At 65.7% G+C, this 12,964-nt stretch carries 14 protein-coding genes; 11 read left to right on the forward strand and 3 right to left on the reverse strand.

What is annotated here, in order from left to right; genetic code table 11:
* Positions 1–17 precede the first annotated feature (17 nt).
* The 4 genes from lysM to RE429_RS07965 all read left to right on the forward strand — a co-directional run bounded on the left by lysM (position 18) and on the right by RE429_RS07965 (position 2,504).
* On the forward strand, positions 18–464 hold the full coding sequence (gene lysM, locus RE429_RS07950) for a peptidoglycan-binding protein LysM (RefSeq protein WP_414473774.1): 447 nt from the start codon (positions 18–20) through the stop codon (positions 462–464).
* Positions 465–621: 157 nt separating this feature from the next.
* Positions 622–942 (forward strand): rhodanese-like domain-containing protein, encoded by a 321-nt coding sequence (locus RE429_RS07955; protein WP_414473775.1) that lies wholly within the window; start codon positions 622–624, stop codon positions 940–942.
* Between the two features lie 123 nt (positions 943–1,065).
* Positions 1,066–1,500, forward strand: coding sequence for a c-type cytochrome (locus tag RE429_RS07960; protein ID WP_414473776.1), 435 nt, complete (start codon positions 1,066–1,068; stop codon positions 1,498–1,500).
* A gap of 65 nt (positions 1,501–1,565) precedes the next feature.
* Positions 1,566–2,504 carry a c-type cytochrome gene (locus RE429_RS07965; RefSeq protein WP_414473777.1) on the forward strand — a complete coding sequence of 313 codons (939 nt, stop codon included), beginning with the start codon at positions 1,566–1,568 and terminating at the stop codon, positions 2,502–2,504.
* A gap of 29 nt (positions 2,505–2,533) precedes the next feature.
* Here RE429_RS07965 and RE429_RS07970 read toward each other — a convergent pair whose 3' ends face one another.
* Both RE429_RS07970 and RE429_RS07975 read right to left on the reverse strand, forming a co-directional pair.
* Positions 2,534–3,151 (reverse strand): helix-turn-helix domain-containing protein, encoded by a 618-nt coding sequence (locus tag RE429_RS07970; RefSeq protein ID WP_414473778.1) that lies wholly within the window; start codon positions 3,149–3,151, stop codon positions 2,534–2,536.
* A 108-nt stretch (positions 3,152–3,259) separates the two neighbouring features.
* Positions 3,260–4,192, reverse strand: coding sequence for a DMT family transporter (locus RE429_RS07975; RefSeq protein ID WP_414473779.1), 933 nt, complete (start codon positions 4,190–4,192; stop codon positions 3,260–3,262).
* Positions 4,193–4,390: 198 nt separating this feature from the next.
* On the opposite strand from RE429_RS07975, the gene RE429_RS07980 reads away from it, so the two are divergent.
* From RE429_RS07980 to RE429_RS07990, 3 genes are all read left to right on the forward strand, one after another.
* On the forward strand, positions 4,391–5,221 hold the full coding sequence (locus tag RE429_RS07980; protein WP_414473780.1) for a UDP-2,3-diacylglucosamine diphosphatase: 831 nt from the start codon (positions 4,391–4,393) through the stop codon (positions 5,219–5,221).
* A complete protein-coding gene (locus RE429_RS07985) occupies positions 5,221–6,228 on the forward strand; it encodes a glycosyltransferase family 4 protein (RefSeq protein ID WP_414473781.1) in 1,008 nt (335 codons plus the stop codon). Before RE429_RS07980 ends, RE429_RS07985 begins: the two co-directional genes overlap by 1 nt.
* 172 nt (positions 6,229–6,400) lie before the next feature.
* Positions 6,401–7,585: an MFS transporter gene (locus RE429_RS07990; RefSeq protein ID WP_414473782.1), complete on the forward strand. Its 1,185-nt coding sequence runs from the start codon at positions 6,401–6,403 to the stop codon at positions 7,583–7,585.
* Here RE429_RS07990 and dgcA read toward each other — a convergent pair.
* A complete protein-coding gene (gene dgcA, locus RE429_RS07995) occupies positions 7,555–8,538 on the reverse strand; it encodes an N-acetyl-D-Glu racemase DgcA (protein ID WP_414473783.1) in 984 nt (327 codons plus the stop codon). The two genes, RE429_RS07990 and dgcA, sit on opposite strands and share 31 nt — an antisense overlap.
* A 102-nt stretch (positions 8,539–8,640) precedes the next feature.
* Here dgcA and RE429_RS08000 point away from each other — a divergent pair, with 102 nt between their 5' ends.
* The 4 genes from RE429_RS08000 to RE429_RS08015 are packed head-to-tail and all read left to right on the forward strand — an operon-like array spanning position 8,641 to position 12,613.
* A complete protein-coding gene (locus RE429_RS08000) occupies positions 8,641–9,771 on the forward strand; it encodes an ABC transporter permease (RefSeq protein WP_414474150.1) in 1,131 nt (376 codons plus the stop codon).
* A 4-nt stretch (positions 9,772–9,775) separates the two neighbouring features.
* Positions 9,776–10,576: an ABC transporter ATP-binding protein gene (locus RE429_RS08005; RefSeq protein WP_414473784.1), complete on the forward strand. Its 801-nt coding sequence runs from the start codon at positions 9,776–9,778 to the stop codon at positions 10,574–10,576.
* Positions 10,577–10,585: 9 nt separating this feature from the next.
* Positions 10,586–11,923: an MlaD family protein gene (locus RE429_RS08010; RefSeq protein WP_414473785.1), complete on the forward strand. Its 1,338-nt coding sequence runs from the start codon at positions 10,586–10,588 to the stop codon at positions 11,921–11,923.
* Positions 11,924–11,947: 24 nt separating this feature from the next.
* Positions 11,948–12,613, forward strand: a complete 666-nt coding sequence (locus tag RE429_RS08015) for an ABC-type transport auxiliary lipoprotein family protein (protein ID WP_414473786.1) — start codon at positions 11,948–11,950, stop codon at positions 12,611–12,613.
* Positions 12,614–12,964: the final 351 nt, after the last annotated feature.

A 12,964-nucleotide genomic window follows, 5' to 3' on the forward strand; every position in this document is an offset into this window, starting at 1 on the left:
TTCGAGAGGAGGAGGACATGGGTCTTTTCAAGTTCATCAAGGATGCCGGCGCCAAGCTCTTCGGCGGCAGCGCCGCTGCGGCAACGCCCGAGACATTGGAGAAGGAAGTCCAGGGACACGGCTTCGACGCGAGCAAGCTCGGGATCCAGGTCGATGGCGACAAGGTGAAGCTCTCCGGTCATGCGATGAGCCAGGAAGAGGCGGAGAAGATCATCCTCTCCCTCGGCAACACCTATGGCGTTGCCGAGGTGGACACGAGCGATCTTCAGATCCAGCAGCCCTCCGCGCCCGCGACCATGTACACGGTCCAGAAGGGCGACACGCTCTGGGAGATTGCAGAAAAGCATTACGGCAAGGGCAAAGGCGCAAAGTATACGGAAATCGTCAAGGCGAATTCTCCGCCGGTCAAGGATCCGGACATGATCCAGCCCGGCTGGGTTCTGCGGATTCCGCCTCTCGCATGAGCCGTTCCATCGTGCAGATGGGAGGTTTAGCATCTGCACGATGCGCCGGTCGAAAAGGGCATCGGGGCAACCGCTTTCGAACCCCCGTCGCACGCGGGCGATTGTCATCCTTCCTCCAAAACCGATATGAAGAAGGCCTTGGAGGAGGGAGTGTTTGATGAGCGCATCTATGCCGGGGATCGTCGATCTCGATCGTGACGACATCAGGAAAGGGCTTCAGGACGGCTCGATCCTGCTCGTCGATGTTCGCGAACCCCACGAATACGCGGCGGGCCATATCCCCGGAGCGATCCTGCACCCGCTCTCGTCCTTCGATCCCGCGTCTCTTCCGAAGGATAAGCGGATCGTCTTTTCCTGTGCGGCCGGGGTCCGGTCGGCCCGTGCGCTCGAATACGCGCAGGCCGCCGGGCTCGACATTCGCGAACATTACAAGGGCGGCTTCAAGGATTGGGCGGCCGCGGGAGAGCCGGTCGAGTGAACGTCCCTCACAGAGATTTGTATGGGACGAGACTACTCTGCCGCAGGATTTAATGCACTACTCGGTTTCGCAGGGCCGCTTTCGAGATGGGCGGCTCTCGAAGAATCAAAGGGAAGAACCTCTATGAAGCGTACCGTTTTCGTCGCCAGCCTTCTGGCGCTGGGTGTGACTGCGGCCATCGCCCAGAGCGACGTGGTCAAGGAACGTCAGGATCTGATGAAGCAGATGGGCGCGCAGACGCGGCCGATCGGCGGCATGCTGCGCGGTCAGGAGCCGTTCGACCTCGCCAAGGTGCAGGACAGCCTCAAGATCATTGCGACCAGCGCCGAAAAGGTCGCCCCGCTCTTCCCAGAGAATTCGAAGAACGTCGGCAAGACCGAGGCCCTCCCGTCCGTCTGGGAGAACAAGGCCAAGTTCGATTCCATCCGCTCCAAGCTCCACCAGGACGCGCAGATGGCTCTCGCCACGATCAAGGACGAGGCCTCCTTCAAGTCCGAAATGCCGAAGGTTCTCCAGAATTGCGGCGCCTGCCACAACGATTTCCGCAAGAAGAGCTGACACGGCCTGGATGATCGCACGGGCGGCCTTGAAGAGAGGCTGCCCGCTTCATGACGGGAAGAGCGATGCGTAAAGCGATTCTGGGTTTGGGCGTTCTCGTGCTTTGCGGCGCATTGGGTTTTCTGGCGCTGACGTCGCCATCGGCCTACCGCATGCTGCGCGCACAGGCGGCGCCCGCTCCGACCGATCACAAGCCCGATCCGGACAATGGCCGCGTCATGTTCTTCGCGGGAGGCTGCACCTCCTGCCACGCGACCCCCAACCAGGACGACAAGCTCCGGCTCGGCGGCGGTTTTGCCCTAAAATCCCCGTTCGGGACCTTTCACGTCCCGAATATCTCACCGCACAAGCAGGATGGGATCGGATCCTGGAGCACGGCGGATTTCATCCGCGCCATGCACGAGGGCACCTCGCCGGAAGGCCGCCACTATTACCCTGCTTTTCCCTACACGTCCTACCAGCGCATGCGCCTGGAGGACCTCGCCGACCTTTTCGCCTTCCTGCAGACCCTTCCCGCCGTGGACGGGACGGCGCCACCCCACGATCTGCCCTTTCCCTACAGCATCCGCCGCGGAGTCGGTCTCTGGAAGCTCGCTTTCCTCGATGGGAAGCCGTTCACGCCCGATCCCTCGAAATCCGAAAGCTGGAACCGGGGAGCCTATCTGGTGAATGGGCCGGGCCATTGCGCAGAGTGCCACAGCGAGCGCAATTTCGCAGGGGCCATCATCGAGGAGAGGCGCTTCGCGGGCGGGCCCAATCCGGAGGGGGGCAGGGGCTCCGTCCCCAACATCACGCCGAGCCCGAGCGGGATCGGCGGCTGGACCGAGGACGAACTCGTCACGCTGCTCACGACGGGCGAGACGCCGAATTTCGACACGGTCGGCGGGCCGATGGGATCCGTCGTGCACAATACCGCCCAGCTGCCGGAGACCGACCGCCGGGCGATCGCGGAATATCTGCTCTCGCTGCCGCCCAAGCAGGGCTACGCCGCGCCGAAATCGTGAGGTGAGGCGCGTGAGGTGAGGCGAGAGCCTCAATCCATCACGGCGGCCTTGAGGATGCAGACCATGGTGGCGCGGCCCGGCGTGGTGCCCACGCAGCGCACGGAATGGGGGCGGTCGCAGCGGTAGCGCAGGGATTCGCCCGCCTTGGCCTGCTGGGTCACGCCCCCGACCTCGACCTCGAACTCGCCTTCGAGCACGGACAGGCATTCCACGGAGCCGCGCTGGTGGCTGTCGGAATCGAGCACGCCGCCGGGCTCGGACTGCACGTCGTACCACTGGAGCCACTCGATGGTCTTGATCCAGCCGATGATGGCGAGCCTCATCTTGCCGTCGTCGGAGACGAGGATGGGGGTGTCGGCCTTGGAGGATTTCTCGATGAACGGCTCCTCGTCGGCCGAGGCGAGAACCCGCTCGATGGAGACGTCGAGGGCCTGGCTCAGGCGCCAGATGGTGGCGAGCGTCGGATTGGTCTCGTTCCGCTCGATCTGGCTGATGATGGATTTGGCCACGCCGGATTGTTCGGCGAGTTCCGACAGGGACAGGTTATAGGCCTTGCGCAGGCGCTGGATCGTCTTGCCCATGTTCCCGGACAAGACCTGTGCGCCCGTTTCCAGGTCCCGCTGCCGCTCTTTGCCTTCGACGCCCATACCCTGCCTCTGTCCTGAAAAACCGAACGCCCGTTCCTTTAAACGGTTGTGAGGTAAGAGACAGGGTGGGTCAAGACCATAGGAGTTGGCTGAGAGGATTTTCGCCGTTCAGGCTCCGGGCCGCTGCGGCGCCACCTTGAGCTCCTGGGTCCGCTCGAGACCGAGCTGGCGCTCGCGCCAGACGATGAAGAGCCCCGTGGCGGACACGATGGACGCGCCGACCAGGATGGTCTGGGTGGGCAGATCCGCGAACATGAGCCAGCCGAGCAGAAGCGCCCAGATCATCGACGTGTATTCGAACGGCGCGATCACGGAGGCATCCGCGTAGCGGTAGCTCTCGGTGAGGAGAATCTGCCCGATGCCGCCCAGAATGCCCGCCAGGATGAAAAATCCCAGGTCGGATGCGTCGGGCATGTTCCACCCGAGGACGATGGTGCAGAAGGAGAGGCCGGCGGCCAGGATGAAGAAATAGAACACGATGGCGCCGGTCTTCTCCGTCCCGGTCAGCCGCCGCACCTGGATCATGGCGCCCGCGGAGAGCACCGCGGCCACGAGGGCGCATCCGGCGCCGAGGGCCGGACCGGCCGTCATGCCGCCTGCGAATGTTTGCGGCGTCAGATAGGGCGAGAGCATGATCATCACGCCGACGAAACCCACGGCCACGGCCGTCCAGCGATAGGCGCGCACCCTCTCCTTGAGGAGAAGGGCTGCCAGGATCACGAGAACCAGCGGCGAGGCATAGCCGATGGCGATGGCTTCGTGGAGGGGAAGATAGGACAGGGCGGCGAAGCTCAGGGCCATGCTGACCGTGCCGAGGAAACCGCGCTTGAAATGGCCCAGCACGTTCTGGGTCCGCAGGCTGCCGATCAGATCCCCGCGCCAGGCCAGCCAGGCCAGGAGCGGCAGGATCGCGAAGGCAGAGCGGAAAAACACCACCTCACCGGTCGGATATCGGTCTGTCAGAGTCTTGAGAGTGGCCGACATCATCGTGAAGACGAGGGCGGACAGGACTTTGAGGGAGATCCCCAGGAGAGGTTTCACGTCGACGAGCCATTGAGCGAACGAGATGCACAAGAACCACGGCTGAACCGTAACGGGAAGCCCTTATCGGGAGGGGGCGCCTAGCGTCTCGTGCATGGCCGGCCGGAACGTCGTCACAAATTCGCAACCGGATCGTCACAGGAGCGAGACGCGAATCCGGTTTGGCTTATGCGAGATCATGCCGAGAAAGGGCGCCGCATGCCGAGGGACCTGGATACGATCCGCGTTCGCACGCTGTTCCTGTCGGATCTCCATCTGGGCACGAAAGGGTGCCAGGCGGAGGCGCTGCTGGATTTCCTCAGATCCTACGACGCCGAGACGATCTATCTCGTCGGCGACATCGTCGACGGCTGGCGGCTGAAATCGGGCTGGTACTGGCCGCAGAGCCACAACGACGTGGTGCAGAAGTTGCTTCGCAAGGTGCGCAAGGGCTCGGCGCTCGTCTACGTGCCCGGAAATCACGACGAGTTCCTTCGCGACTATGTGGGCGTCAACCTGGGCGGGATCGAGCTGGCCGACCACGCGATCCACGAGACGGCCAACGGAAAACGCTATCTCGTGATCCATGGAGACCAGTTCGACCTGGTCGTCCGGCATGCCCGCTGGCTCGCCCTTCTCGGGGACGGAGCCTATACGGCGGCCCTTTTCGTCAACACCTACCTCAATATCGCGCGGCGCAAGCTCGGGCTCACCTATTGGTCCCTGTCGGCCTGGGCGAAGCTGAGAGTGAAGAACGCGGTCAATTTCATCAGCCGGTTCGAGGAGCTTCTGGCGGCGGAAGCGCGGCGGCAGGAGGTCGACGGCGTCATCTGCGGCCATATCCATCACGCCGCCATGCACGAGAATTACGGCATCGCCTACGTGAATACGGGCGATTGGGTGGAATCCTGCACCGTCGTGGTCGAACACTGGGACGGCACGCTCGAACTGATCCGATGGAGCGACACGCAAAGGCGCAGCCTGCTGCCGGCTCCGGACCTCGACGTGACGGTCGAGACGCCCCGGGTCCTCGATGGAAAGGCCGCCTGATGCGCGTGCTCGTCGTCACCGATGCGTGGAGGCCGCAGATCAACGGCGTCGTGCGCTCGCTCGAACACATGGCGGAGCAGGGACCGTCCTTCGGCATGGAGGTCTCGTTCCTGACGCCGGACCGCTTCCGCTCGGTCCCGATGCCGACCTATCCGGACATTCGCCTGTCCCTGACCACGCCGGAGCGGGTCGGACGCATCATCGCCGAGACCGCTCCCGACCACGTGCATTTCGCGACGGAGGGGCCGCTCGGCTGGTCCGCCCGCCACGCATGCCGGCGCCAGCGCCGGGCTTTCACGACGAGCTATCACACACGCTTTCCCGAGTATCTCGCGGCTCGCATGCCGGTGCCGGAGGCATGGTCCTACGGCGTCCTGCGCCGGTTCCATCGGGACGCGAAAGCCGTGATGGTCAGCACGCCGTCGATCGAGCGCGAGCTGACCGCCCGCGGTTTCGCCAACATCGTGCGCTGGACGAGAGGGGTCGACACCGCGCTGTTTCGCCCGCGTCACGAGCGGGTCCTCGATGTTCCCGGCCCGGTCTTTCTCTATGTGGGCCGCGTCGCGGTCGAGAAGAATCTGGAAGCGTTCCTGTCCCTCGACCTGCCGGGCAGCAAGGTCGTGGTCGGCGATGGACCCGCCCGTCGGGAGCTGGAGCGGCAATACGGCCGGGTCCGCTTCCTCGGCGCCTTTGCGGGCGAGGACCTGGCCCGGGTCTATGCGTCCGCGGACGCCTTCGTGTTTCCGAGCCTCACGGATACGTTCGGGATCGTTCTGCTCGAGGCGCTGGCCTCCGGTGTTCCCATCGCGGCCTTTCCGGTGCCGGGCCCTCTGGATGTCGTCGGGGCGTCGGGGTGCGGGATCCTCGACGGGGATCTGCGCAAGGCCGCTCTCGCGGCCCTGGAGATCCCGAAGAGCCGGTGCCGGGCCTATGGAGAGACCTTCACCTGGAGAGAGAGCGCGCGTCAGTTCTTCTCCCATATCGAGGCTGCCCACGCGGCCACCTGAAAAATCGGGGCTCCCGTCAACAGATCCGTTCGCATCGGCTCTTGCATCGGCTCTTGCATCGGCGCTTGCATCGGCCGTTGGATGCCGTAACGACATGTCTCAAACAGACATTCCTCGTCGTTCCCGCTGATTCCCGCCGCGCCGCCCCCCCCGATTCCCGAAAGCCCCCTCCTTGACCTTTCCGACCAGAGCCCTCGAAATCCGCCTGGGTGCCTTGCAGGCGGCGAGTTTCGTGAGCCACGGCGTCTATCTGCCGTTCTTTCCCCTCTGGCTTCAGAGCAAGGCATTGTCGCCCACGCTCATCGGCCTCGTGGTCGCCATTCCGATCGTGGTGCGCATCATCGCGACCGCGCCCCTGCTCAGCCTCGCCGACCGGGCCTTCGGGGCGCGGCGTCTGCTGATCGCCAGCCATATGGGCCAGATGGCGTGCTTTCCTCTGCTGCTGCTCGCCGACAACAGCCTGACGATCGTCGGGCTCGTGGCTCTCGTCGCCTTCGCCCAGGCGGCGATCCTTCCCGGCAACGATCTCGTGTCCACGAACGCGGTCCAGCGCCATCCCGGCCTTCATTACGGGCGCATCCGCGGCATCGGCTCGGTCGCGTACTTCATCACCAATATCCTGGCCGGTTATCTCGTGGGCGCCTTCGGGCCCACGATGGTGATCCTGGCGCTCACGTTCATTCCGGTCCTCGGCATCGCGGCCACCATGGCGTCCGTTCCGGACGAGGTTCCCGACCGACCCTCCCGAAATCCGGGCAAGGGGACGAAAGCCGATCTTGCGCTGCCGGGCGTCCTCTGCCTCCTCCTGGTCGCAGGCGCGGTCACGCAGGGCAGCCACGGCGCCCTCAACGCCTTTGGCAGCATCTACTGGCACTCGCTCGGCTTTTCGGATTCCGTCATCGGCTATTTCTGGGCCGTGGGGGTGATCGCGGAGGTCCTGGTGTTCGTCTTCCTCGGCCGGGCGGTGGGGCGCAGCTCCGGCGTCTGGCTGATCCTTCTCGGATCGGCGGCCACCATCGTCCGCTTCTCGCTGATGTCCCTCCAGCCGGGGCTCGCCGTAAGCCTCCTCCTGCAGATCATGCACAGCCTGACCTATGCGGCCACCCATATCGGCACCATGGCGGCCCTGGCCGCGCTTGCGCCGATGCGGGCGCGGGGACGGGCTCAGGGCATCTACGGGTCTCTCGCCGCCCTGACGACGGCGATCTCCACCATCGGCAGCGGCATGATCTACGAGCAGGCCGGGTCCCTGGTCTTCGCCGCGATGGCTCCCCTGGGGGCCGCCGGCTTCATTCTCATGCTGATGGTGATTCGCATGCTGAAGGCTCAACCCCAGAGGGCGGGCTCCGGCGGATAGACGAGGCTACCCTCGTATCTCAGGCCGGGCTCCCGGTCCCTGGCGAGGAGCAGGGGGCCGTCCAGGTCCACGAAGCGGCAGCGGGGCGCGATCACCAGGGCCGGGGCCATGGCGAGGGACGTTCCGACCATGCAGCCGATCATGAGGGAGAAGCCGAGGCGCTCGGCCGCATCGGCCAGTGCCAGCGCCTCCGTGAGGCCGCCGGTCTTGTCGAGCTTGATGTTCACCACGTCGTAGAGCCCGACGAGACGCTGCAGGCCCTGCCGGTCATGGACGCTCTCGTCGGCCATGATGGGGACCGGCCGCTCGATCTGGGCCAGGAACCCGTCGGCCTTGGCCGGGAGGGGTTGTTCCACCAGGGCGTAGCCTTCCTCCGCGCAGGCGGCGAGATGCGCCTCGATATTGGCCTCGGTCCAGCCTTCGTTGGCATCGGCGATGAGGGTCGCATCGGGGGCGGCCCGGCGCACGGCGCGGATCCGCGCGATGTCGCCGTCCGGGCCGCCGAACTTTACCTTCAGGATCGGGCGGTCCGCGGCCTTGGCGGCCGCTTCCGCCATCTCCTCGGGCGACCCGAGGCTGATCGTATAGGCGGTGGTGACGGGCTGCCACCGGGTCAGGCCCGCCGTGACATGGGCCCGGATGCCGGAGCGCTTCGCGTCCAGGTCCCAGAGCGCGCAATCGACCGCATTGCGCGCGGCGCCGGGGGGCATGGCCGATTGAAGCGCCTCGCGGGTCAGACCGGCCTCGATCCGTGGGCGCAGCGCCTCGATGGCGGCGGCCACGCCCTCGACCGTTTCGCCGTAGCGCGGGTAGGGCACGCATTCCCCATGCCCGACGGCGCCGTCCTCGGCGATGGTGGCCGTCACCACCACGGCCTCCGTGCGCGAGCCGCGCGAGATGGTGAATTTGCCCGCGATGGGGAACCGGTCGACGGAAACGGTAAGCTGGCGCATTCTCTTGGCTTCCCTTTGGAAGTTCATCTCGACTTCTGCCGCAGCTACACGCTATCACCAAGCGGAATCAATGCCGGAAGGATCACAGTGGCGCAGAGCACCCTGGCTCAAGAGCCGCAGCTGACAATCGAGCGCACAGGAAACAAGGTCACGGCCCTGCTGGCCGGCCCCTGGACCGCCGAGCACGCGCGGGCCGTCGAATCGCTCGCGGACGAGATCGCGGCCCAGGCCGACCGGCATCATCTCATCATCGACCTTGCCGGGGTCCAGCGGCTCGACACCCTGGGGGCCTGGGTTCTCGACCGCACCCGCCACGAGCTCGGCGGGAAGGGGCTGGCGTCGGATTTCGTGAACGCCACCCAGGAGCAGGAGATCCTCCTCAACGAGGTCGCCTATCGGGGCTTCCAGGAGCGGCCCAGGGCCCGGCGCTCGCGCCTCGTCGATTTCCTCGCCGATGTGGGCCATACCGTGGCCGAGGCCGGAGGCGATCTGGTGCGCGGCGTCGCGTTCCTGGGCGAGCTCGTCGGGGCCTTGATGCGGGTCGTCGCCCATCCCCGGCGGTTCAGGGGCGCGGCGGTCGTGAACCAATTGGAGCAGATCGCCTATCGCGGCGTGCCCATCATCGTGCTGATTTCATTCCTGGTGGGGGCGATCGTCGCCCAGCAGGGCATCTTTCAGCTGGTCAAGTTCGGCGCCACGCCCTTCGTGGTGGATCTCATCGGCATCCTGGTGCTGCGCGAATTGGGCGTCCTCCTGACCTCGATCATGGTGGCGGGCCGCTCCGGTTCCGCCTTCACGGCCGAGATCGGCTCGATGAAGATGCGCGAGGAGATCGACGCCCTGCGGGTCATGGGGCTCGATCCCATCGAGGTGCTGATCCTGCCCCGCATCCTCGCCCTGATCATCGGCCTGCCTCTGCTGGCCTTCCTGTCGTCCATCGCGGCGCTCCTCGGCGGCGGAATCACGGCCTGGGTCTATGGCGACATCAGCCCGGACGTGTTCCTGACCCGCCTGAAGGCGGCGGTCGCGTTCAATACCTTCATGGTCGGCCTCATCAAGGCCCCGTTCATGGCCATGATCATCGGCATCATCGCCACTCTCGAGGGCCTGGCGGTGGCGGGCTCCGCCGAATCCCTCGGCCGGCACGTGACATCCTCGGTCGTGAAGGCGATCTTCATGGTCATCGTGCTCGACGGTCTCTTCGCCATGTTCTTCGCCGCCATCCGGTACTGAAACGATGCTCGAACGGCACAATTCCGCTTCTTCCGCGAATCGTGAGGTGATCATCCGCGTGCGCGGCGTCGAGGTGGGCTTCGGCGACAGGACAGTCCTCAAGGACCTCGATCTCGACGTCTATCGGGGCGAGATCCTCGGCTTCGTCGGCGCCTCGGGCCAGGGGAAGTCGGTGCTGACCCGCGCCATCCTGGGGCTCATTCCCAAGCGCGCGGGCACCATCGAGGTTCTGGGCCGGAACCTCGACGAGCTGTCCCCGGCCGATCGCCGGGTCATGGAGAGGCACTGGGGCGTGCTGTTCCAGCAGGGCGCCCTGTTCTCGGCGCTCACCGTGAAGCAGAACGTCCAGGTCCCGATGCGCGAGCATCTCGACCTCTCCGAGCGCCTTCTCGACGAACTCGCCCTGCTGAAGATCGAGATGGTGGGCCTCGGCCCGGATGCGGCGGACAAGCTCCCTTCGGAACTCTCCGGCGGCATGATCAAGCGCGCGGCGCTCGCCCGGGCGCTTGCGCTCGACCCCGACATCCTCTTTCTCGACGAGCCCACATCCGGTCTCGATCCCATCGGTGCTGGCGATTTCGACGAGCTGATTGCGACGTTACAGCGGACTTTAGGGTTAACCGTATTCATGGTAACGCACGATCTCGACAGCCTTTACACGGTCTGCGACCGGATCGCGGCGCTGGGTGAGGGAAAAATACTGGCGGAGGGCCCCATCGAGGCGATGCTGGCATCGGATCACCCATGGCTCCGCTCCTATTTTCACGGAAAGCGGGCACGCGCGGCAGCAGCCGGCGGCGCGTAAGGGGCAGTAATGGAAACGCGTGCGAATTATGCTCTCATCGGCATCTTCACCCTGGCGGTGATCGCGGCGGCGTTCGGCTTCGTCTATTGGTTCTCCGGCGGCAGCCGGGGGCAGGAGCGTCAGGCCGTCCGGATCGTGTTCTCGGGCTCCGTGTCGGGACTGTCCCAGGGTTCTAGCGTGTCCTTCAACGGCCTGCGTGTGGGCGAGGTGACGCAGATCAGCCTCCTTCCCGAGGATCCGCGCCGGGTCGTTGCCATCGTCCAGGTGGACAGGAACACCCCGGTCCGCGCCGATACCCGCGCCCGCCTCGAATACCAGGGTCTGACCGGCGTGGCGAATATCGGCCTCTCGGGTGGCGAGCCCGGCGCTCCTCCGCTGGCGGCCGGTCCCGGCCAGCCGATGCCGACCATCTTCGCGGACCGTTCCGACTTCCAGGATCTGATCGAGACCGCGCGCAACATCGCCCGCCGCGCCGACGACGTGCTGGAGCGGGTGGGCCGCGTCATCGCCGACAACGAAGGCTCGATCAACCGCACCGTCCAGAATGTCGAGCGCTTCTCCCAGGCGCTGGGCGAGAACGCGGAGGGCATCGACCGCTTCCTGGCCCAGGTCGGGCAGGCGGCCGAGAAGATCGGTCCCCTCGCCGAGAAGCTCGACACGCTCGCCACCAATGTCGATCAGGTCGTCCGCGCGGTCGAGCCGCAGCGCGTGACGCGCATCGTCGAGAACGTGGAGACCTTCACCGAGGCCCTCGGCGAGAACCGCGAGGCCGTCAGCGCCGCCCTGCGGGATGCCTCGGCCCTCGTGCACAGCCTCAACGACACCGCTCCGAAGCTCGATTCCGCCGTGACCGAGATCTCGGGCCTCGTGAAGGCCATCGATCCGAACAAGGTGAGCCGCACCGTCGATAACGTCCAGAGCTTCACCGACACGTTGAACCGCCGCAGCCCCGATATCGACAAGGCCATCCAGGAGGCGCGTTCGATCACCGAGAAGCTGAACAAGTCCGCCGACCGCATCGATGCGGTCCTGGCGGGCGCCGAGAAGTTCCTGGGCTCGGCCTCGGGCGAGACGGGCAGGGGAGCCTTCGACGAGATCAAGGCGGCGGCCGTCTCCGTGCGTGAGCTGGCCGACGACCTGAACGCGCGCACCAGCGGCATCGAAGGGGTCGTGAAGGGCTTCGGCCGCTTCACCGATTCGGGGCTACGCGAGTATGAGGCGCTCGCGGTCGAGGGCCGCAAGACGCTGGAGGATATCAGCCGTGCGGTCCGGAGCATCGAGCGTAATCCACAGCAGTTTCTTTTCGGTGGCCGTTCGAACCTCCCTGAATACAATGGACGCCGCTAAGTAAGCCCCATGCGTGGATCCTCCGTGTCATTCCCCTCGACCGAATTCCGGCTGCTCCGGCGCCTGATGCCCGTGGCGCTTCTGGCGGCACTGGCCGGCGCCTGCTCGTCGAGCCCCGCGCCGACGTCGTACGATCTCTCCGCGCCGACATCCCGGATCAGGGGCGCTGCCGGCGTCCAGGTGCTCGTGAACGAACCGGCCGCCCTGCAGACTCTGGCGAGCCAGCAGATCCTGGTGAAGGATGCCAGCGGCACGGTCTCCTTCCTGGGAGGCGCGCAATGGGCCGACAACCTGCCGCGTCTCATCCAGACGCGCCTGATCAACACGTTCGAGAACGCGTCCCAGCTGCGCGGCGTGTCGCGCCCCAGCAGCGGCGCGGTCGCCGATGTTCAGCTCATCTCGGAGCTTCGCAGTTTCGAGATCGCCACCCCCTCCGGCGAGGCCGTGGTGGAGATCTCCGTGAAGATCGTGAGCGATCAGAACGGGCGGATCATGAGCGGCCGCATCTTCCGCGCCCGCGCCCCCGTCGCGGCGGTGGATGCTCCCAACGCTACGCGGGCGCTCGACGAGGCGCTGTCGACGGTGATGCTCGACATCGTGCGCTGGGTCAGCGGCAGCCCGCTGCCCCGCCGCGAGGAGCCGGGCGATTTGCGCAGCGAAGCTCCGGCGAAGGAACGGGCGCCGACTTAATCGCACTCGTCATCTTGGATGCGTTCAGGGCCCCGAGCCGATCGGGGCCTTTTTTGTCGCCGGTCGAGCGACTTTCGCTATAGAGTATCGCATCGTTCTTGCGAGAAACCGCGTCCACTTTCTTGCACGATGCGCGAGCCGTCCTCTTCTGACGCACTCCTGTCATTCCGAGGCCGCGCAGCGGCGCCCGGGATCCATTCCGCTGACGATGCCGGAACGAGCGCGAAGGCACCCGTTGTGCTCTTCCTTCAAACGTCGTGGCTATGATCCCCGCCTGCGCGGGGATGACGCAGAAGCCCGTCAAAATAAAAGCGCGGCCACTTGGGCCGCGCTTTTCGTCTCGTCTCGGGG

Origin of the sequence: Microvirga sp. M2, assembly GCF_047497095.1 — a bacterium.
GTDB lineage: Bacteria > Pseudomonadota > Alphaproteobacteria > Rhizobiales > Beijerinckiaceae > Microvirga.